Origin of the sequence: Nitrobacter vulgaris (assembly GCF_031453995.1) — a bacterium.
GTDB lineage: Bacteria > Pseudomonadota > Alphaproteobacteria > Rhizobiales > Xanthobacteraceae > Nitrobacter > Nitrobacter vulgaris.
Genome location: NZ_JAVDPZ010000009.1, coordinates 102,281 through 122,860 on the forward strand (window position 1 = coordinate 102,281; position 20,580 = coordinate 122,860).

21 protein-coding genes and 1 tRNA gene are annotated in these 20,580 nt (G+C 60.0%); 4 read left to right on the forward strand and 18 right to left on the reverse strand.

All coding sequences use genetic code 11. The features are described from left to right. Window positions 1-10: 10 nt before the first annotated feature. Window positions 11-508 carry a WbuC family cupin fold metalloprotein gene (locus GGQ85_RS07955; protein WP_309774057.1) on the forward strand — a complete coding sequence of 166 codons (498 nt, stop codon included), beginning with the start codon at window positions 11-13 and terminating at the stop codon, window positions 506-508. Between the two features lie 79 nt (window positions 509-587). Here GGQ85_RS07955 and GGQ85_RS07960 read toward each other — a convergent pair whose 3' ends face one another. After that, complete coding sequence (locus tag GGQ85_RS07960; protein WP_309774058.1) at window positions 588-2,114, reverse strand: right-handed parallel beta-helix repeat-containing protein; 1,527 nt, start codon at window positions 2,112-2,114, stop codon at window positions 588-590. A 16-nt stretch (window positions 2,115-2,130) separates the two neighbouring features. Between GGQ85_RS07960 and GGQ85_RS07965 the strand changes: the two genes are divergently transcribed. After that, a complete protein-coding gene (locus GGQ85_RS07965; protein WP_309774059.1) occupies window positions 2,131-2,553 on the forward strand; it encodes a hypothetical protein in 423 nt (140 codons plus the stop codon). A 480-nt stretch (window positions 2,554-3,033) separates the two neighbouring features. On the opposite strand, the gene GGQ85_RS07970 is transcribed toward GGQ85_RS07965, so the two are convergent. Next, window positions 3,034-3,288, reverse strand: coding sequence for a hypothetical protein (locus GGQ85_RS07970; RefSeq protein WP_309774060.1), 255 nt, complete (start codon window positions 3,286-3,288; stop codon window positions 3,034-3,036). Between the two features lie 544 nt (window positions 3,289-3,832). Here GGQ85_RS07970 and GGQ85_RS07975 point away from each other — a divergent pair. Beyond that, on the forward strand, window positions 3,833-4,123 hold the full coding sequence (locus GGQ85_RS07975) for a hypothetical protein (RefSeq protein ID WP_309774061.1): 291 nt from the start codon (window positions 3,833-3,835) through the stop codon (window positions 4,121-4,123). A 121-nt stretch (window positions 4,124-4,244) separates the two neighbouring features. Here the strand turns inward: GGQ85_RS07975 and GGQ85_RS07980 are convergent. The 7 genes from GGQ85_RS07980 to GGQ85_RS08010 form a co-directional block, all read right to left on the reverse strand. Continuing rightward, a tRNA-Pro gene (locus GGQ85_RS07980) sits at window positions 4,245-4,322 on the reverse strand. 81 nt (window positions 4,323-4,403) lie between these two features. Next, the gene (locus GGQ85_RS07985; RefSeq protein WP_309774062.1) at window positions 4,404-5,000 is read right to left on the reverse strand and encodes a MerR family transcriptional regulator; all 597 of its coding nucleotides are present in this window, start codon (window positions 4,998-5,000) and stop codon (window positions 4,404-4,406) included. A gap of 38 nt (window positions 5,001-5,038) precedes the next feature. Continuing rightward, window positions 5,039-5,359: an integration host factor subunit alpha gene (locus tag GGQ85_RS07990; RefSeq protein ID WP_079446363.1), complete on the reverse strand. Its 321-nt coding sequence runs from the start codon at window positions 5,357-5,359 to the stop codon at window positions 5,039-5,041. Window positions 5,360-5,488: 129 nt separating this feature from the next. After that, window positions 5,489-6,466, reverse strand: a complete 978-nt coding sequence (locus GGQ85_RS07995) for a beta-ketoacyl-ACP synthase III (protein ID WP_079446362.1) — start codon at window positions 6,464-6,466, stop codon at window positions 5,489-5,491. Beyond that, window positions 6,463-7,524 carry a phosphate acyltransferase PlsX gene (gene plsX / locus GGQ85_RS08000; RefSeq protein WP_309774063.1) on the reverse strand — a complete coding sequence of 354 codons (1,062 nt, stop codon included), beginning with the start codon at window positions 7,522-7,524 and terminating at the stop codon, window positions 6,463-6,465. The genes GGQ85_RS07995 and plsX overlap by 4 nt, the downstream gene beginning before the upstream one ends. 242 nt (window positions 7,525-7,766) lie before the next feature. Further along, complete coding sequence (locus tag GGQ85_RS08005) at window positions 7,767-8,354, reverse strand: YceD family protein (RefSeq protein WP_309774064.1); 588 nt, start codon at window positions 8,352-8,354, stop codon at window positions 7,767-7,769. Window positions 8,355-8,364: 10 nt separating this feature from the next. Beyond that, window positions 8,365-8,904, reverse strand: coding sequence for a ubiquinol-cytochrome C chaperone family protein (locus GGQ85_RS08010; protein ID WP_079446359.1), 540 nt, complete (start codon window positions 8,902-8,904; stop codon window positions 8,365-8,367). 105 nt (window positions 8,905-9,009) lie between these two features. Here GGQ85_RS08010 and GGQ85_RS08015 point away from each other — a divergent pair, with 105 nt between their 5' ends. Continuing rightward, window positions 9,010-9,483, forward strand: a complete 474-nt coding sequence (locus GGQ85_RS08015; RefSeq protein ID WP_309774065.1) for an outer membrane protein assembly factor BamE — start codon at window positions 9,010-9,012, stop codon at window positions 9,481-9,483. A 45-nt stretch (window positions 9,484-9,528) separates the two neighbouring features. Here GGQ85_RS08015 and GGQ85_RS08020 read toward each other — a convergent pair whose 3' ends face one another. The 9 genes from GGQ85_RS08020 to GGQ85_RS08060 all read right to left on the reverse strand — a co-directional run bounded on the left by GGQ85_RS08020 (window position 9,529) and on the right by GGQ85_RS08060 (window position 20,575). Beyond that, window positions 9,529-10,956: a DUF1254 domain-containing protein gene (locus GGQ85_RS08020; RefSeq protein ID WP_309774066.1), complete on the reverse strand. Its 1,428-nt coding sequence runs from the start codon at window positions 10,954-10,956 to the stop codon at window positions 9,529-9,531. A 204-nt stretch (window positions 10,957-11,160) separates the two neighbouring features. Next, a complete protein-coding gene (locus tag GGQ85_RS08025; RefSeq protein ID WP_309774067.1) occupies window positions 11,161-12,693 on the reverse strand; it encodes an acyl-CoA carboxylase subunit beta in 1,533 nt (510 codons plus the stop codon). Between the two features lie 97 nt (window positions 12,694-12,790). Continuing rightward, a complete protein-coding gene (locus tag GGQ85_RS08030; protein ID WP_309774069.1) occupies window positions 12,791-13,060 on the reverse strand; it encodes an EscU/YscU/HrcU family type III secretion system export apparatus switch protein in 270 nt (89 codons plus the stop codon). Continuing rightward, on the reverse strand, window positions 13,057-14,721 hold the full coding sequence (fliK, locus tag GGQ85_RS08035) for a flagellar hook-length control protein FliK (RefSeq protein WP_309774070.1): 1,665 nt from the start codon (window positions 14,719-14,721) through the stop codon (window positions 13,057-13,059). Before fliK ends, GGQ85_RS08030 begins: the two co-directional genes overlap by 4 nt. 48 nt (window positions 14,722-14,769) lie before the next feature. Next, window positions 14,770-15,555, reverse strand: coding sequence for an ATP12 family chaperone protein (locus GGQ85_RS08040; protein ID WP_309774071.1), 786 nt, complete (start codon window positions 15,553-15,555; stop codon window positions 14,770-14,772). 50 nt (window positions 15,556-15,605) lie between these two features. Next, the gene (locus GGQ85_RS08045; protein ID WP_309774072.1) at window positions 15,606-16,865 is read right to left on the reverse strand and encodes an RluA family pseudouridine synthase; all 1,260 of its coding nucleotides are present in this window, start codon (window positions 16,863-16,865) and stop codon (window positions 15,606-15,608) included. Window positions 16,866-17,048: 183 nt separating this feature from the next. Continuing rightward, window positions 17,049-17,744 (reverse strand): tetratricopeptide repeat protein, encoded by a 696-nt coding sequence (locus GGQ85_RS08050; RefSeq protein ID WP_309774073.1) that lies wholly within the window; start codon window positions 17,742-17,744, stop codon window positions 17,049-17,051. 108 nt (window positions 17,745-17,852) lie between these two features. Then, window positions 17,853-19,184 carry a replication-associated recombination protein A gene (locus GGQ85_RS08055; RefSeq protein WP_309774074.1) on the reverse strand — a complete coding sequence of 444 codons (1,332 nt, stop codon included), beginning with the start codon at window positions 19,182-19,184 and terminating at the stop codon, window positions 17,853-17,855. After that, window positions 19,181-20,575, reverse strand: a complete 1,395-nt coding sequence (locus GGQ85_RS08060; protein WP_079446349.1) for a DegQ family serine endoprotease — start codon at window positions 20,573-20,575, stop codon at window positions 19,181-19,183. Before GGQ85_RS08060 ends, GGQ85_RS08055 begins: the two co-directional genes overlap by 4 nt. Window positions 20,576-20,580: the final 5 nt, after the last annotated feature.

Consider the following 20,580-nt stretch of genomic DNA (forward strand, 5'->3'; position numbering starts at 1 on the left):
AAAGACTTGGATGAAGTTTTTCGATTGGACAACCAACGTCGACGGATTCGTGTCAGTCGGAACCAGCACTTGCGACAAGCTTCTCAGCGACGCGAAAATGTCTCCGCGCAGGCGATCACACCTTCTCCTCCACGAAAGTCATGCTGATCCGACGCAACGGTTGCTCGTTGCTTTCGATCAAGGCAGCTATATGCAACCACATCGCCATCCTGAGCAGTGGGAAATGATTGTCCCGATGCGGGGGACGCTCGCTCTGCTGCTATTCTCCGATGACGGGTATGTCGCTGAGAGAATCGAGCTCACCGCAGGATCGGTCCCGATCTCGCAGATCACTGTGGGAGCCTGGCACACGGTAGTCGCTATGACGTCTTCTGCGCTCATGCTTGAGATCAAACCCGGGCCATTCCGAGTTGCGGAGTTTTTTGAACAGTTCCCTACCGAGAATTCGCCAGATGCGGGACGGGCGGCGAATTGGTTAACCTCCGCGAAAACTGGAGACCGATGGTGAGGTTTCGGGAGGCGCTGTTCTTCAAGAGCACAACGTGATTCACGACGGATTGTTGCGCAACTTCCAATTTAGTGATGCCTTAGAGCTGGTTTAAGTTGTCGGACGCGGTGATGCCCGTCGAACCAGTGGTTTGAACAGTGGCAGAAAACGTCCTGCAAAACCTATTCTGGGTGATAAAGCTACCCGTATTTGTAAAGCCGTTGAATTTGATGCCAATGATCGATGCAGCACCAGATCGGATCGTATTGCCTTGGACGTTGCAATAGAACAGTTGATACGTACTCGTCGGACTATCAAACTCGATTCCAACGGACGATGCTGCCGCCAACCATATTTGGTTATTCCGAACGGTAATATCATTCGTGGTAGCGCCAGCATAACTCCGGCAAATAATTCCTTTTGTCCCGGCGTCTTGGATTATGTTGTCCTGAACAACAATGTTGCTGCCGTTGTACGTGGCACTTTCAAACACGATGCCGCGATCAGCACCGCGAATGGTGTTGTTCGCGATGTTCAAACAGGTGTTCGTAGTCGGAGCCGTGTTACACCAAATCGCATCCACCGTCGTGTTGACGATGGTGTTGCCTATGACCGTTGTCTCATAAGAGCCATTCAAACATATGCCGCCTTTCGGTAGCGTACCGTTTAGCGTGTCCGGTCCCTGACTAACGATCAGGTTGTCGTTAATGATGCTTCCAGGCCAGATGTTCGCTTGGTAGATACCAATCGAACGCGGTGAGTGAATCTTGTTTCCTGTAGTTCGTCCGTACTTACCGTTAAAAAACGGCGCGTTCGCGTAAATAAGGATTGCGTAAGCACCGCAATCATTCGAGATACCCTGCTGCCCCGCGTTCCAGATCGTGTTGTTCTTGATCGTAAAGTTATACACTTGATTTTGCACGATGACGCCGCTCTTGATGTAATCGGCGTAAACCACATTGTTCTCAATCAAGACTTCGGTCAGCAGATAGCCGGAGTCGCCAGATCCAAACACCCCGCAGAAAGACGACGAAATTGTAATCACCGCAGGCCCACGAGCATTGCCTGTCTTACTGACAGCGATGTTGTCGCGGATGACAATGTTCGACATGGCACGGGCTTCGTAGTTCTCACTGAAAACCCAATAATCGCCCTTGAAGTTCTCGAAATAGCATTGCTCAACGAGAAACCCGGAACAGCTACCTACGGTGTAATTCACGAACCATATTGCTGCACCGTTGGCGAAAGCGTTGGCTTGGCGGTTGCCCATGAACCGAATGTTTCGATACGTGATGTTGCTTTGACCGTCGGTCTGAAACACCGCGGGGATGACGCCAGTACCCGTGACAGTGATGCTCGCGCCCGTACCGTCAATGGTAACGTTATCTCGCGTGATGATTAGGCCACTCGTCGCGGTGCCGGAAGCGAGCTGATAGTCGCCGCTACCGAGAACGGCAGTAACGTTGTAGGCCGTACTTGCGTTGATCGCGGCCAGCCACGCCAGAAGCGCAGTCGTGTCATCCGTCGAGCCGTCTCCAACCCCGCCGTAGTCCTTGATATGGATTACGTCGAGCGTGCCCCCTTCGGAAAGCGCCGCAATCGCCTCTGCTGTGCGCAACGGCGTCATCAACTTGGTGTTTTCGATGCCGGCCTCGGCCTCTGCCTGCGACGCAATCGTGATGCTGGCGGCTGATGCTGCCGCCGCATCGGCGCTTGCATCGGCAGCCGTCGCACTGGCCGCGGCGTTGGTCGCGCTGGTCGAAGCTGCTGTTGCGCTGTTCGATGCGGCTGTCGCCTGCGTGGTCGCTGTAGTAGCGCTGCCTGACGCCGCCGTGGCGGAATTGGACGCGGCCGTAGCACTGCCAGACGCTGCAGTCGCGCTGTCGGCGGAGCTCGTGGCAGAGCTCGCCGAAGCCGTAGCGGAACTCGCAGCGGCGTTCTGCGACGCCAAAGCCGCCGCAGCCGACGTCGCAGCCGCGGTCGCCTGCTCGCCAAAATCGACGATCAGCTCCCACTTGCTCTCATCGAAGCCATCGGTCGAAGTGTGGTCGACGTTGGCGATGTAAAACTTGTTGGCGTAGAAGACGGTGCTGTCCGTCGTGTACGCGACACCCGCTTCCCACGTCGTCGGAAGGCTGAAACCGAGATCGAAGGTCGCGTCCAACTGGTTGACGCCAACCGAACCATTGGCCAAACGGCCATCGGAGCGCGTAAACAGCTTCATGAACTCAACAACTTCGCCCACGGACGTCACGACCGCGTTCAGATCGACATTCACCTGGTTGCCAGGCAACGGTCGCGTCGGATTGCTGACCTGGTAGCTCTGGAAGTCGTACTGACGGGTGTATTTTGTAGGATAGGGCATACCGGCGACACTTTCGATGGCGCGTTTAGCGCAGTGCTGCCGGCGGAGCAGCTGTGTCACCCAATCGCTATACTATCATGAACGAGGAGAGTTGGAAGCGCTTATACTTTGGCAGCGCGGCGTTCACGCACAGTAAATCAGTTCAGCGAGAGTCCGAGAATCAACTAAGCAGGCTTGAATCTCACGGCTCATCTGTCTTTTTCCAGTTTTGATCGAGCGACTGCCAGAGTTCAGCCTTGCGTTCGTCATCCCGAAGGTCCATTCGGCTGCCGATCCAAAAGCACCCGTAGATTAACGCGAACAAAAAGCTGAAAATGACCAACACGTCATAGCTGAATACGTACAGCGTAAGAACGCGTACGGTGTCGACGGCTGACGCCCACGACGAAGCCATGGTCTGGCTAAGCGCCGGCGCCACAAAAATGCAAAACTGCACGCCTTCGGTATTTCATATGCATGCCACGACCGCGCTCCCGCCGTTGCTGCTGTCAATCTCTCCCTTTTGGTGCTGCCCGAGGGATTCTGAAACCAAAAAATTAGCGCCGCGGCGTTCCGACGTTTGGCGGCGACACGGCCGGCCCCCCACCAGGGGGTGCTCCCTCACCCGGCGGCCTCCCGCCCTCCGCTGGCCGCGACACACGGCTCGTGTTGACTTTGTCGCATTTCCTGCAGCGTGCAAAATAATTTTCAGCAGCAATAACGATTAGCGTTCAAGGCGGTGTGTGTGTTGACTTCTGCTTACAACAGCAGATTCACGGGAATGCGGCTCTTGCGCTTCTGATTTTTTGGCGCATCATCACGGCGGGTCGAAAGCCCACTGAATCTAAGCCGAATGTCGTTACCGGTCAGTCGGCGATCATAATTTCTAGTCCGGGGGCCGCGCGCGCATGTCCAAGGCGCGAGCCTAAAGGCGTGCGGGGCTGCTCTTAGATGCGGTCATTTCGCCCCCGGATGCAATTTTGCTCGAAAGGCAAACATCTATGAACGCTTTGAAGAAAGTCTCCGCCGGTCAAATGCCCACCGACCGCGTCACCGATATCGTCGACCGCCTTAAGGCGCGCAACGTACCGATATCCCTGATCTTTGATGATGGTTTGGCAATGATTCAGGCCCACGTGCCGTCCGGCCAAGCCGCCCGCATGCTGAAGCCGCTGGGCCGGAAAGCCGTTGGGCAATTCTATGCGATGCCCGGCAATATGGTGGTTATTGACGCAATCCTCACGTACGGCCAGGCGGAGCGAATGCTGGCAGCAGGGCGGGCAACGGCCTAAATGGTGCTGCGCGAGGCGCTGAAAATGCGCCTCGTGTTTCCCCGGTGCTTCCCAGGACGGGAAAATCATCTAACGACAATCGGAGGCAATGCAGAATATGTCAGGATTTCAATCGCTTAGTTGGTCGGAGCGAGAGGATTTGAACCTCCGACCCCTAGTCTCCCAGACTAGTGCGCTAACCGGGCTGCGCTACGCTCCGTGCCGTTACGGCCACGTTTCCATTATAGCGTTTTCAAGCGAAGTGATACGGGGTCTTATAAAGAAAATGCGTCAACAAAAGCTACGGCTCACCCTCGCTGAGTGCGTCGTCCAATAGTTGCCTGCAGGCAACAAGTTCAGCCAACACATCCTTTAGTTTCGCAAGCTCGATCGCGGTGGCGCCCACGCCCGGAATCGCACCACTGTCGGGACCGGACCAGAGCACGTCGTCGAGATCGTGCCGTAGCGGCTTATGCACACCCGACTCTCGCGCGCGAGACGAACTGTCGTCGACATCCTCGTCGTCGTCTGAGTCCTCGGTCTCGTAGCCGGACTCGTCCTCCTCATCGACTGCGCCGAGAGTGTTGCGGATATCGTCCTCGATTGCGCCGAAAGCCGCGGCAGACGACCCCTCGGTCAGGCTCTGCACTGATTTGATGCCGTGCTCTTTCAGAATCCGTTGCACGCCGCGGATGGTGTAACCCTCGCTGTACAACAGATGGCGAATGCCGCGAAGCAGATCGACATCGTCCGGACGATAGTAGCGCCGGCCGCCACTGCGCTTCATCGGCTTGATCTGCGAGAACCGGGTTTCCCAGAACCGCAGGACATGCTGGGGGATATCGAGATCGTCGGCGACCTCGCTAATCGTCCGAAAAGCATCCGGTGCCTTGTTCAAAGGCTCGCTCCTCTGCCAATCGTGCGCCGAACGCCGGTTTAGTCAGTTTTGGCGCCGGCGCCGTTGCTGTTGATCCGCTGCTTCAGAATAGCCGACGGCTTGAAGACCATCACGCGACGCGGAGAGATCGGCACCTCGGTGCCGGTCTTGGGATTGCGGCCGATACGCTGGCCTTTCTTGCGCACCATGAACGATCCAAAGGATGACAACTTCACCGTCTCGCCCTTCTCCAGGCAGTCGGTGATCTCCTTGAGAACGAGTTCGACAAACGCAGACGACTCGGTGCGAGACAGTCCTACTTTTTTGTAGACTGCTTCGCAGAGGTCGACGCGCGTGACTGTTTTTCCGGTTTCGGTCATCGCCTGCCCCAAGCTCCCGGCGAACAATTTGCAACTGAAATTAAGAGTTTAACGGCCCAGGGTCAACCTATCACATGATGCTTTCGCATGATAGATGACAGCATTTGGGCGACGGCTTTGATTCAAGTCTTACCATCGCACGAGGGCCGAGCCCCAGGTAAAGCCTCCGCCCATCGCCTCGAGCAAGACCAGATCGCCGCTTTTGATGCGTCCGTCTGCGACCGCGACCGACAATGCCAGCGGAATAGATGCAGCGGAGGTGTTGCCGTGGCGATCGACGGTCAGGACGACTTTTTCCGGCGCGATATGCAGCTTATGAGCTGACGCATCGATGATTCGCTTGTTGGCCTGATGTGGAACGAACCAGTTGATATCGTCCGCGCTCGTGCCGGACGCATTGAATGCATCGACAATGACGTCTGTAATCATGCCGACGGCATGCTTGAACACCTCACGGCCCTCCATCCGCAGATAGCCCACGGTCCGGGTCGAGGATGGTCCGCCATCGACATAAAGTTTTGATTGATGGCGGCCGTCCGAGCGCAGATGTGTCGTCAGAATACCGCGATCCGAGGGCTTGCCCGGCTGCTCCTGAGCTTCCAGCACGACCGCGCCGGCCCCGTCGCCGAACAGAACGCAGGTCCCGCGATCGGTCCAATCCAGAATTCGCGAGAAAGTTTCCGCGCCGATCACCAGCGCGCGCTTGAACGCGCCAGAACGAAGGAAATTGTCGGCGGTGGCCAACGCAAACACGAACCCGGAACAGACGGCCTGAAGATCGAAGGCGGCACCGTGAGTAATGCCGAGCCCGTTCTGAACCGCGACCGCCGTCGCCGGAAACGTATGGTCCGGCGTCGACGTCGCCAGCACGATCAGGTCGATCGACTGCGCATCGATGCCGGCATGAGCCAGCGCAGCATTCGCCGCATGGATGGCGAGATGTGACGTGAACTCCCCTTCCGCGGCAATGTGGCGCTCTCGAATACCGGTCCGCTGGACGATCCACTCGTCCGAGGTATCAACCTTGGTGGCCAGTTCAGCATTGGTCAGCACCCTTTGCGGCAGATAGGAGCCGCAGCCGAGCACGACCGAACGTATCGCAGTCAAGAGATAGCCTCCTGCACTGCCGACGCCGAAGCAAGGGTGTGGCCGTGGCGGTTGAGCGTTTGATTGATCTTGGTCAGGAGATCGTAACGAACCATCTCATAGCCAACGTCGACCGCGTAAGCAAAGCCCTCGGCGTCGGTTCCACCATGACTCTTGACCACGATTCCGTTAAGTCCGAGGAACACGCCGCCATTGGATCTGTTCGGATCCAGCTTTTCCTTGAGCGCCTTGAACGCGCCCCGGGCCAGAAGATAGCCGAGCTTTGAAGCCCATGTTCGCGACAGAGCCGCCCGCAGGAATTCGCTGATCTGCCGCGCCGTTCCTTCGGCAGCCTTCAGCGCGATATTGCCGCTGAAACCCTCCGTCACGATAACGTCCGCCGCCCCCTTGCCGATCCCGTCGCCTTCAACAAAGCCGATGAATTCGAGCTGCGGCAGTTCCATTGCCCGCAGCAGTTCCGCAGCTTCCCGAATCTCCTCCCCGCCCTTAATTTCCTCGACGCCGATATTGAGGAGGCCGACCGTCGGCCGCTCCAGGTCGAATAGAACACGCGCCATGGCGCTGCCCATGATCGCAAGCGTCGTCAGATGGTGCGCATCGCCTCCGATCGTGGCGCCGAGATCAAGCACCACGGAATCGCCGCGCATGGTTGGCCATGTCGCCGCGATCGCGGGGCGATCGATGCCGGGCAGCGTCCGCAGATTGAATCGCGCCATCGCCATCAACGCGCCAGTATTGCCGGCGGACACCGCAACGTCGGCGTCGCCTTTCTTCACCGCATCGATCGCAAGCCACATCGAGGAGGTCTTGCGGCCGCGACGCAGCGCCTGGCTCGGCTTTTCGTGCATGCCGACGGCGACATCGGTGTGGATGACCCGGGATATCGCCCTCACCGCAGGGTACGCAGCGAGTTGCGCTTCGATCAGAGCGTTGTCGCCGTAAAGCAGAAACTCGGTGTCGGCATGACGGTTCAGGAAAATCGCAGCGCCCGGAATGACCACCGATGCGCCGATGTCGCCCCCCATGGCGTCAAGCGCGATTCGAACCTTTTTCGGCATGGAAGTCCCGGAAACCCTGATCTTTTGAAGTCTTGAGACGCGCGGCCAAACACGGACGGCAGTGCGCGGTGCTTTATCCGGCGCGGTCGCGACAATAACGTGTCCCCGCCTCGATACAATATCCGAACCCCCCGATTCCTGTAGTTTTGCAAGTTAAAACGAGACATCAGGAATTAAATAAAACTACTTATTTTCAATGCTGTTGCTTTGATTTTCCATAAATTACATCCAGAATTCCGTCCTTAATCGCGCGCCGGTTTCTTCTTGCCGGGCGGGCTCGGATCGATTTTCAGCTTCTTCAGAGCAGCGAAGGGATGATCCTCAGGATCCGCCGCGCTCGCAGGCGCGACGAAAACGGCATCGGATTTCCGCGGATACGGATCGATTCCCAGAAACAAGACGTCGGTCGCGAGGCGCCCGAGGTCAATGACACCATTGATAATGGGTTCGGGGGAATCCGGAATCTCCCTGATACCGTCGTCATCATTGACGGGCGCGGCGAACTCGCGAACCTGACTTTCCGGCACAAAGATGAGGTCGACCTCCTCGACGATATCGTTCTCAATCGGATCGAGCGACACCACGCAGGTCTGTCCGACACGCGCCGATACCCTGCCCTGCACATGTACGCTGTCGTCGCGCCCCGGAGTCAGATCGAACGATGCCCGGGCAAACTCGATGTCGCGCAAGCCAGCAGTCTTCGCCAATGCCATACGCACATTCTGATCGGCCTCGATATCACGATGAAGGCCGGTTTCCGGAATCTGCGCAACCGCGATCCGCGAGCTCCAGGGATTTGGAGCCATATCCGACCTGTCCTTGGCGATCATGCCTGCTCTTTCATTTCCGTTGTGCGAGGTCCGGAAATTGCAAGTCTCCCGTCGACGTCGCGTAATCACCACAAGCGAGCGCGGCGATCGCGTCCGCCGTATAGGCGGCAAGCCGTCGCGCGCTTTCGATGTTTCCGCCACTATAGATATTCTTGTCGAGCGCCAGCGCCAGCAGCTCGGGGCCCTCGGCCAGGGCTCGATCGTAGGCGGCCGAGCGACCATAAAAGGCTTCTCCGAAGGCTTGCATGCGCTTCGGAACGCTTAGATCGCCAACGCCCATCTCGCGCAGGTTGGCGTCCATGTCACTGCAGAAATGATCGAACAGGGCCTGCCGAAGAGCCTCGTCAGGCCCCGACCTCAGTTGCCGAAGGACCATCCACAAATGCAGCAGAACCAGATCGAAGCGGCCATTCACGGAGTCCGGTACTCCATACGCCTGATAAAACAAGGGCTCTCGCGCTTGCGCCACGATCGTGCCATAGATCGCTTCAATGGTGCGCCGCGACGGCGCGGGGAACTGTTTTTTGAAGCGATTGAACGGCCAGCGCATGTGGGTACCGAAAGACTGCCCGCAGGGGGTCCGTTGTTGCAATCAGGGACCGTTGCCGGGTACGTCAACCGCGCGCGCGATGCAAGAGGATGAGGTCGTCCCGGAATGACAATGTCAGTCCCGAAGAAAGCACCCGGATACGCCGCGACGCGACGGCCTCGTCTGCGCGCGACGCTCGCTGCCACGCTGGTGTGCGCGGTCATGGCCGGCTGCACCGGCGAGACCTTTCAGAAGGGCTATATCCTCCCCCCCGGCGCGCTCGAGCAAATCCAAATCGGTGCAAGCCAGGATCAGGTGCTGATCGTCATGGGAACCCCATCCACGGTCGCGACGCTGAACGGCGAGGTGTTTTATTACATCTCGCAGCGCGCCGAGCGGAAGGTCGCCTTCATGCAACAGAGCGTCATCGATCAGCGCGTGATCGCGATCTATTTCGACAAGAACCGCCAGGTGACCCGGCTTGCCAATTACGGACTGAAGGACGGCAAGATCTTCGACTTCATCAGCCGCACCACGCCAACATCGGGCCAGGAAATCAGCTACCTCGCGCCGCTGTTTAAGCTGCTGAGCGCGAAGTAGCGCATCCTTAATTAATTCGGACCACGTCCGCTCCAGTATCTGCCGTCACCGCCGGCCCATGATGTCACCATCCACCGACTTGATGGTCGGCGGATTCCATACGCCGGTCAACGCCTCCGATTTCGGCGCATAGAGACGCATGGTGAGGTTGAACGGGCCTTTAGGCGCAGGCAGCCAGTTGGCTTCGTGATCGCTGCCGGGATTTGCGTTCTGGATGTAGAGCGTCAGCGACCCGTCGGCGTCGCGCTTGAACGGCATCCAGCTGCTCACCGCAAAACGATTAACCGGATTCGCAACCTGGAATCCTTCGTTATCGTACAGGGTGACTGACCAGAATGCGTCGACCGGCGGCACCGCGTCTTTGGCGAAGTGGATGGTGTACTTGTTTGCACCGTCGAGCGGCTTGCCGTTTTCATCGCCAACGCTGAGCGGATAGATCGCATCTTCCGGCAGATTGGCACCAAGTCCAGCCTGAGCCACGATTGCACGCTTCAGATAATAAGTCCCGTAGACACCCATCGTATCAGTATTCATGGACCAGTGGTTTGCTACGCGCGCCAATGTCGGGAGCTTCCATGCCATCAGCTTTAGACCCTGTGTCGGCGCGTCTTCGATGGCTTTGCGTGTGGTTGCATCAACTTTGGTAATATCGAAGCTCTTGCCCGGTTCGAGGCCGATCCGCTTCATGCGCGCGATGATCGGTTCATCGGTGATGTGCGGCGGGTTGGCTTTGAGCAGTTCGGCTGCATACGCAAAGAACTTATCGCCCGCCATCGTATCAACCTGCGCCTTCGGCGGAGTCTTGACATCGACGCTGGGGTCAATGGTTTGCGTAACGGCGACCGGGGGCTTGCCCCATCCCGATAGCGGCGTGATCCTGTAACCCTTCTGCACGTCGTGGACTGAGGCATAATCGGCGGGACCATCCGTCCTGGTGCGGCCGATTATCCAGACATGGGGCGTCGGCGCATTGATGCGCGTGACGCCTTCCGGCACGCTCCCATTCCAGCCCGGAGGCGCAACCAGGAAATTGGCCGCCTTGGTGCCTGTCGTGCGCGATCCTGGCGACGCAAACACATCGGTCCACATGTCGAGCATCGGCAGCAGGTAGTAGCGGCCGCCGGTATCCGGAACCGAAACGATCATGGGCTCGCTGGTTAGGTCCAGCCAGGCGCTCGAGTACAACGTGTCAAAGTTGGGTCGCACCACTGCCCTCATATCCGCAGTGGGGTAGGCTTGGATATTATCGAAAGTGTTGGGAGGACCGCCGATACCTCCGGTCTTCGGATCGGAATTGTTGAGCTGCTTGCGCGTCACGTCCATCGTCACGAGCGGATAGAAGTAGACATACGCCTCCGTAGCGATAGCGTGTGCCTCCTCCGCGGAAATCGATTGGGCAGCGCTTGGGGCCAATGTCGAGACCATGAGAGTTAAACCCGACAATACCGCAGCAAGCGACGATAGACACTTCATGGAGCTCCTCCTCAATATCCCAGGACGGCGACGGATGGCGTGGCCAGACAATCAGCGACCGCAGCGTTTTGATTGATCTGGATCAAAGAAGTCCGCTATGGGTCATTTTCGACGGTATCGGCGAGGGTTGTGGAAATGGTTGACGTCCGCTTTGCCCTGAAAGCAACCAGGCCGGCGTTAGGCGGAAGCGTTGAGCGAGATTATTCACAACGGAATATTGTCATGCTTCTTCATGGGCGCGTCGACGTGCTTGTCACGCAGCATCGCCAGCGCGCGAGCGATGCGCTTGCGGGTCGAGTGCGGCATGATGACGTCGTCGATGTAGCCTCGCTCGGCGGCGATAAACGGCGACAGGAATCGATCCTCGTACTCCTTCGTGCGCGCGGCGATCTTCTCCGCGTCGCCGATATCGCCGCGGAAGATGATCTCAACCGCGCCCTTGGCGCCCATCACCGCGATCTGAGCGGTCGGCCAGGCGTAGTTCACGTCGGCGCCGATCTCTTTTGATGCCATCACGTCGAACGCGCCGCCGTAGGCCTTTCGCGTGATGACTGTGACGAGCGGCACCGTACATTGCGAATAGGCGAACAAGAGCTTCGCGCCGTGCTTGATCAGCCCGCCGTATTCCTGCGCGGTGCCCGGCAAAAAGCCCGGCACGTCCACGAAGGTCACGATCGGAATATTGAAGGCATCGCAAAAGCGAACAAAGCGCGCGGCCTTGCGTGACGCATCCGAGTCGAGCACGCCGGCCAGCACCATCGGCTGGTTGGCGACGAAGCCCACCGTGCGCCCGGCAATGCGGCCGAATCCGGTGACGATGTTTTTCGCGAACGTTTCCGCGATCTCGAAGAAATCGCCCTCGTCCACGACCTTCAGGATCAGTTCCTTGATATCGTAAGGCTTATTGGGATTGTCCGGCACCAGCGTATTGAGCGAGTCGTCAGTGCGCTCGATATCATCGAAACTCGGCCATTCCGGAACACCGTCGGTGTTGTTGCTCGGCAGGAAATCGATCAGGCGTCGCATCTGCAAGAGCGCCTCGACATCGTTTTCGAACGCGCCATCGGCAATCGACGACTTGGTGGCATGCACGCTGGCGCCGCCGAGTTCTTCCGCGGACACCACCTCATTGGTGACTGTCTTCACCACATCGGGGCCAGTGACGAACATGTAACTCGTGTTCTTCACCATGAAGATGAAGTCGGTCATGGCAGGCGAATAGACATCGCCGCCCGCGCACGGCCCCATGATGACGCTGATCTGCGGGATCACTCCCGAGGCCTGCACATTGCGGCGAAAGACATAGGAGTAACCGGCCAGCGCTGCGACGCCCTCCTGAATGCGCGCGCCACCGGCATCATAAAGCCCGATGATCGGTGCCTTGGCCTTCAATGCCATGTCCTGGATTTTCGTGATCTTCAGCGCATGCGTCTCCGACAGCGAGCCGCCGAATACGGTGAAGTCTTTCGCGAACATGAAAATCTTGCGGCCATTGACGGTGCCCCATCCGGTCACCACGCCGTCGCCCGGCACTTTCGATTTCTCCATGCCGAATTCGATCGAACGATGCTCGACGAACATGTCGAATTCTTCGAACGAGTCTTTGTCGAGCAAAATCTCGATGCGCTCACGAGCCGTCAGCTTACCGCGCTTGTGCTGGGCTTCGATGCGCTTCTCGCCACCGCCACGCTTTGCGGCCATCCGCCGGGCGTCGAGCGTTTGGAGGATGTCTTTCATGGCCCTGCCTGGGTCTGGTTCAGTAAACTTGGATTAGACCCTAACTGCCGTTTTTAAGGCTGTCACCAACAGCGCGGCGCGGAGGCGCCACCACCTATCAAGGCGCGCGCGCCGACATCCGCAGCACGAACACCAATACCTCCGCAACAGCCTTATACAATTCGGCTGGAATCTCGTCGCCGAGTTCGACATGCGACAGCGCGCCGGCCAGCACTTCGCTTTCCTCGATCGGGATGTCGTTCTCCTTGGCCACCTCGATGATCTTCGTGCCGAGCGTTCCCCTGCCCTTGGCGACCACACGCGGCGCACCACTGCCTTTGTCATAGTGGAGGGCGATGGCGACTTGATCCTTGGTCTCCACACTCATAGGGCGCGATCCAGAAAATGGCCGGCCGGCGCGGGCTTCGGCTGCGGCGGCGCTCCCTCGCGGATGATGATATCCCCCGGCTGCAATTCGGCGCCGCTCAATGCCTGAGTGAGTTGCGAGGCGCCGGCGCGCAACCGGCTCGCGGTGGAAGGACGCTCGGCCCAGAGCCGCACCGTCGTGGTTTCCCCGGCCAGCGACACCAGCGCGTGAACCGGCCCTGCGGGTTCAACGTCGACTGAAAATCGTGCGCGCCAGACCCGCGTCGCTGTTTCTGTATTGTGACCGGCGGCGTCGCGCGAAACCTCAAACTGCGCAATGGCCGTGCCGGTTGCGACAGCAAATGGAATCTCGAAATTCCAGCGCGGCGTGGTCTGATCGAGCCGCGCTCCCGCGGTATCGACGCGATCCGGAAGCGAGGCGATCTGCAACAACACCTGACGGGAAATCGCAGCATCAGTATCATCAAGCAGTCGTCGCGCGATCTCTTCCGACGATGCAGCCGATGACAATCCCGGCAACGCGACGGGCTGCGCGGTTGGCAATGCGCCGCCAAAGGGCGGCGACGGCGTGCTGGTACGCACGACAAAGACATGGTTCTCAGTGGGGCCGTTCGCTGGCCCATTCCTGAACGGCTGCGTAGCGGCCGCCGGATCGCCGTCGGGTCCGAGCGCCGCGCCGGGATCGTTGCTGATCCCTCGATTCTGAAGTACCTCCTGCAGAACGTTCAGGGCTGCACCCGCCGTGGCGGCGCGAAGCCCTGCATCCGATACTCGGGGAAATAATGTCTGGTTCGCAGGCGTATCCGGATCATCAGCTACAGCCAGGCGCGCCTGCGGCAGATACACATCCTGTGCGTCGATATCCGGCGACAGCGGCGGCGCGCCCGATGCCATCGGCGAAGCTGCCTGCTGCGCTTGTTGAGATCCTGCGCCCACGGCGGGCGGCGCACCGCGAGACATGTCCCCGACCGAGATCGAAAGCGCCTCGCGGAGCACAAGCAACGCAGCCTTCATATCGGGTAGCGTATTGGCCGAGGCGGCAGGCTGCCCCGTCTTCAAGCCGGCCGCCAGCGAGGCTTCGAGAAAAAGGCCGGAGTTCCGGAACGCGGTCTTGATATCGCTCCCCGTAAGACCCGGATCGAGACCAGGCCGCAAAGCGAGCAGCCGGTCCAGAACCTGTCGCACGTTAGGGGGCAGACTGCCAGAGCCGGCGGCTACCAGCAGGTTGGCGTAGAGCGGCGAAAGACTGCCTTGCCGCGCCGCCGCCGCTTGCGCCGCGGACGATACCGAGAGAGCTTCCAGCGCCGTCAGGAGGGGCGCCGGAGGAGCCTTGGCGCTTATCGTTGCAGCCGCAGCATCCGGCGTCAGTGTCAACGCATCCGCCGGTCCGGCAGCATGCGTACCCGATGAGCCCTGATCCACAACCGCAAGCCGAAGCCCTTGCGCGGTCTGCGAGACCGCTAACCGCAGGGTCTGGCCGACTTGAAGCGGAATTTCCGACAGCACCTCGATCGCCAGATCGGCGATGGCAATACGGACGAGATTGTTGGCAAGGATTCCCTGGACCTTCACGTCAATCACCCTGCCGGGCTGCAGCACGGCTTCGGTTGCTGCGCCTTGCGCCGCGATGACCGGGAAAATCGGGTTGATCGAGATCGCCATGAAGCCTCGTTTTACCCGTCAGGCTAACATCTGTGTCTAAACCTCTCCTTAACCGATTGGTCCAGCCCGCGCCCGAAGGACGGCAGCCGCGGCCCGAAAATCGACCAAACGCGACGCCCTCTGGACGGCCGCCTCCTCATCGATGCCCCATTGCTCGCTGTTCCAGTCCTCATCGACGTGGGCGGCGGCCCAGACCTCGTCCGCATCCAGCCGCCCGGCCATTAAAGCGAGAGCGAGCAGCACGGAGCCGGTCAACGTCGTCACGACATGCAGCGCCCCAACCACCCAAGGGTCTGACGGTAGCGCCTTGCGCGCGGCTGCGACCGCCTGAGCCGGTTGACGGACATGCACGATGCCCTCGGTCAGGATGAAACGCGCTTCCAATGTTTCGGCGGCCCAGAAAAGCACGCGGTCCCAATGTGCGGTTTCGCGAGCCACCAGCGCGTCGGGGTGGCCGGCGCGATAGAACAGGAGGTCCGTTTCGAGATACTTGGCAATATCCTCAACCACTGCGTCGACACGACCGGTTACGCCGTCGATGATGCTGTTGGCGAGCCGCGTCAGCGGCATGGTCATGGGGTTGATGACGTCCCGTTGCGCCTCCCATTCCGCGGCCATGGTCTCGGCAATCTCGCGTGCAGGCGCCGCCAGCACGTTACGTGACGGCGTGCGAACCGGTCTGTCGTCGAGCAGGACGGCGAACCCTTCCGGCGTCTCCCTCACGCTCGCGGAGGTATAGAAACGGTTGCGGTGCCCGGCTCGCGCAGAATTGCGTACCGATTCTTCCGGGTTGAGCGACGAGGAGCCAAGATCTTCGTCAAACAATTCACGCATGGCATACTCTCATATCGCCCTGAGGTCGGCCCCGACGCAACGGCACGGACCTACTCCTCCGGCGCGTGCTCGATCGGATCGAACCGGTCGGCTTCAAGACCGAGCAGATTCCAGGATTGCAACATGTGTGGCGGCAGCGGCGCCGTGACGTCTATGACGCCGCCCCGCGGATGCGGAATCACGATGCGGCGCGCCAGCAGATGCAGCCGTTTCTGAAGACCTCCAGGCAATTGCCAGTTTTCCTTATTGAAATACTTCGGATCGCCGACGATGGCATGATTGATATGCGCCATGTGCGCGCGGAGTTGATGGGTCCGGCCCGTGACAGGCTTCAGCGATACCCAGGCGAGCTTCTGCGCCGAGGTTTCCACCACCGCGTAGTAGGTCACCGCGTGGCTCGCGCCCTCGTCGCCATGCGCGGCGACCCGCATGATCGACTCCTCCTCATTCTCTTCCTTGGCGAGATAGGTCGAGATACGGCCCTGCTTCGGCTTTGGCACGCCCGCGACCAACGCCCAGTAAATCTTGCGCGCTGAACGATGGCGGAACGCGCCGGTCAGCGCCGTGGCCGCGAAACGCGTCTTGGCCACCAGCAGACAGCCGGCCGTCTCGCGATCCAGCCGGTGCACGAGGCGCGGTCGCTGCCCTTTTGCGTCGCGCATCGTTTCCAGCATCCCGTCGATGTGCCGCGACAGGCCGGATCCGCCCTGCACCGCAAGCCCGGCCGGCTTGTTCAGCACCATGACGTCAGCGTCCTCGAACAGCACCATCTTCTGCAATTCGTCGCGTGTCTTTGCCTCGGCCTCGGACAGATGAGCCGTGGCCTTCGGCGTGTCGAGCTTGAGCGGAGGGATGCGGACCTTGTCGCCTTCGCCTATGCGATCCTTGCTGTCGGCGCGCTTGCCGTTCACGCGCAACTCGCCTTTGCGGACAATGCGCTGAATGTGGGAGAATGACAGACCGGGAAAGCGTGCTTCAAGAAAGCGATCGACGCGCATGTTGGCTTCATCGGCCGTCACCGCGACAGTCTGGACCTTGGTCGGCAGAAGCGCTGGTTCGGGTTTAGGTTTAGTCGGCTTTTCGGCGAAACATGCAGAGTCGGGCGGCGTACCTGCGCGCTGCGGCCTGCCCGGCCGAGTCCCCTGCCACCGCTCGCCCGATGATCGCTCAGCGACGCCACGGCCTTTCCGGCTCGCCCCTTTTTCTGGACGAGCAACTTTGGCCGAAGCGCTTTTCGCCGAAGCGCCTTTAACGCGTTCGCTCCCGCGACCGCCGGACTTCGCTAACGGTCGCCTGACTCGCCGGCTCATTAGTTCCTCTGGAGTTTAGTTCTTCTGCCTCGACTCAACTTTAAGCCTTAGTCATATTCGTCTGATCGAGCTTCGAAAACGGCCCCACTTTTCAGATCACGCTCTGTTCACCCACAAGTGTGGGTAGCGCAGAAGCCCGGCAGCGTCACGGTGAAATCAAGTCGCTTGCCAAGCATCCGACCGCTATGGGCAAGCCCCCTGCCTCTTCAGCAACACGAGGTCGATCATCGCCCCGCGCGAAAGCTTGAGTTTATTGGCTTCGCCTGCGGCCGCACATGCGCCCGCGGCATCGTCCGTCTGCAACCGCGCAAGTCCAAGGCTGACCCATCCATCGGCGAATTCCGGTGCGTCGCGCACGCCTTCCTCCAGGATCGTTTTTGCCTCAGCCGGACGCTTGGCCTTCAACAGCAAGCGCCCGTAATCAGCTTTCAGCGTTCGCCGCGGCTTCGGTTGTCGCAACGCAATCTTGAACAGCTCTTCGGCATATTCGAGATCGCCGAACCGCGCCGCCGTGATCACCGCAAAGCCTTGGTAGATCTCGCTCCGCTCAGGAGCAAGCAGCCAAGCCTGATTGAATCGCTTGGCCGCTTCCGACAAGTCACCGCGATCCATATGAGCCCAGCCCCGCTCAATAGCTGCAGCGGAAACCGCCTCGCGCGAACCCATCTCATCCGACGCCGCCAGAAAGTCGGCATCGGTCTTTTGCTGTTCGGGAGTTTTCTCCGAGAAACCATAGAACGGCTGTTCATCCATCCGCGCCGGGAACGTCTTCTTCGTCACCGTCACGCCCGGAGCAACTTCGACCATCTCGGCGCGCGCCGCATTCGTGATGCCAAGCAGCACCAATGCCAACAGCCATCGGGTAATATGTCTTCGCATCGCCTGCACCTGTTTACGCCTCGCACCTTGTCGGAGCGTCATAAGCCACCCCGTTTTGAAACAGCCTTACGACCGTGGATCGACAGCGTGTTGACGTCGATGAAGTCGTCACGACGAGCGCTCCCGGCGCAGTTTCGCCCAGTAGTCCATGCGCTTGCGGATTTCGCGCTCGAACCCCCGATCCGGCGGATCATAGAATGTCCGGCGGCCGAGCATCTCCGGGAAGTAATCCTGTCCGGAAAACGCATCGGGCATGTCGTGATCGTATTGGTAGCCGCCGCCGTAACCTTCGGATTTCATCAGACCGGTCGGCGCGTTGAGGATGTGCTTCGGCGGCAAGAGAGAACCGGCGTCCTTCGCGACGCGCATCGCCGCGCCGAACGCTTTGTAGGCGGCGTTGGACTTCGGCGCGGTGGCCAGATAGATCACCGCCTGCGCGATCGCGAGTTCGCCTTCCGGTGAGCCGAGAAAATCATAGGCATCCTTGGCCGCGTTGCAGATCACCAGCGCCTGCGGATCCGCCAGCCCGATATCCTCGACTGCCATTCGCACCACGCGGCGCGCGAGAAATAACGGGTCCTCGCCGGCCTCGAGCATCCGCGCCAGATAGTACAGCGCCGCATCGGGATCGGAGCCGCGCACCGACTTGTGCAAGGCAGAAATCAAGTTGTAGTGGCCGTCGGCGGATTTGTCGTAGATCGGCGCGCGGCGCTGCAGCACGCCCTGCAACTGCTCGGCATTGAAGACCTCGCCCTCGCGCGCCGACCGCCAGACTTCCTCGACCAGCGTCAGCGCGGCGCGGCCGTCGCCGTCGGCCATGCGCACCAGCGCCGAGCGCGCCTCAGCATCGAGCGGCAACGGCTTGCCCTCGACCTGTTCGGCGCGAGCGAACAATTTCTCGATCGCCTCCCAGTCGAGCGAACGGAACACAAGCACGCGAGCCCGCGACAACAACGCCGCGTTCAGTTCGAACGATGGGTTCTCAGTGGTTGCACCGACCAAAATGACGGTTCCGTCCTCCATGACAGGCAGAAACGAATCCTGTTGCGCGCGATTGAAACGATGCACCTCGTCGACGAACAGGAGCGTTCCCGTCCCCGACTCGCGGCGCGCGCGGGCGGCGTCGAACGCCTTCTTCAGATCTGCGACACCGGAGAACACCGCCGACAGTTGCTCGAAATGCAGCGCGGTCGCATTCGCCAGCAGCCGCGCCACTGTCGTCTTTCCGGTCCCCGGCGGTCCCCAGAAGATGAGCGAGCCTAGCGTGCGGGTTTCCAGCATCCGGGTCAGCGCGCCGTTCAATCCAAGAATGTGATCCTGCCCGACCACGTCCGACAGCGTCTGCGGTCGCAGCTTGTCCGGCAGTGGATGCGGCGCATCACGTTCCAGACCCGCCGCGGAGAACAGGCTGTTGGAGGCGCGCTGGCGGTTCGGGCTCATCCGCCTAGCATGACTTGAATCTGCTGGCCTCCACGCATCAGCGTGATACGCCAGAGCCGCCTCGCTTCGCGAACGGCCTGTTCGAGATCGGCCGTCTTAACGATCTTCTTGTTGTTGACCGCGAGGATGATGTCGCCTTTCCTGAAGCCGACATTCGCGGCCATTCCATTGTCCGCCAATGCGATGACCACGACCCCTTCGGCACCGTAATCGAGATGAAGTTCGTCGGCCAGCGCCGGCGAGATATTCGCAACCTTGGCGCCTTGAAATGGTGATGGCGCGGTGATCGCCAACTCGTCGCGACCGGTGTCCGGCGCCGCCTCGAGCGGAACGGTAAGCTTGATCGGCCTCCCATTGCGTTGGACTTCCAATTGCGATGTGCCGCCGAGCGGACGCGTCGCAAACCGATAGTCAAACGCATTGGGGTCCTCGACAGGCTGTCCGTCGATCAAGACGATCAGGTCGGATAGTTTGAGACCGGCACGCGCCGCCGGACTTCCAACCGCAACGCTAGCCACCAGCGCACCGGCCGGCGCCTTGAGGCCGATGGTTTCGGCAATCTCCGGGGTTATCGTTTGCAGCCGCGCTCCGAGCCAGGGCCGCTGCACCGCCTTGCCACCATTCTTGGCGGATGCCACGACAACCCGCACCATGTTTGCCGGAATGGCGAAGCCGATGCCCTGCGACCCTCCGGAGCGCGAGAAAATTGCGGTGTTGATACCTGCGAGACGACCCGTGATGTCAACCAGCGCCCCACCCGAGTTTCCCGGATTGATCGCCGCATCGGTCTGGATGAAGAACTGATAGTCTGTAATTCCCACCTGCGTGCGCGCCAACGCCGAAACAATGCCGTGCGTCACAGTCTGCCCGACGCCGAATGGGTTCCCAATCGCCATGACGAGGTCTCCGACCTGCAACTCATCCGAATTCGCGAAATCGAGCGTCGGGAACTTCTCATGCACATCCTTCAGCCGCAGGACCGCAAGGTCGGTCCGCGTGTCCTTGAGCACGATCTCGGCCTCGAACTCGCGCTTGTCCGGCAGCGCGATCTTGACCTGGTCGGCACCCTCAATCACGTGATTGTTTGTCACGACAAGGCCGGACGGATCGACCATCACGCCTGAGCCGAGCGAGCGCTGCATCTGTTCCGGCTGCCCGCCCGGAACGCCAAAGAACCGGCGGAAGACCGGATCCTCGAGCAATGGATGGCGATGCTGGATCACCTTGGCGGCATAGACATTGACGACAGCCGGCGTCACCCGCTGCACGATCGGTGCATAGGAAAGCCGCAATTCGGCCTGGGAGGCCGGAACGTGGCGGTCCTGAGCATGACCAGGCGCCGGCATCGTCAGAGCGAGGAATAGCGGGGCGAACAGGCGGAACGACGTCATGAATT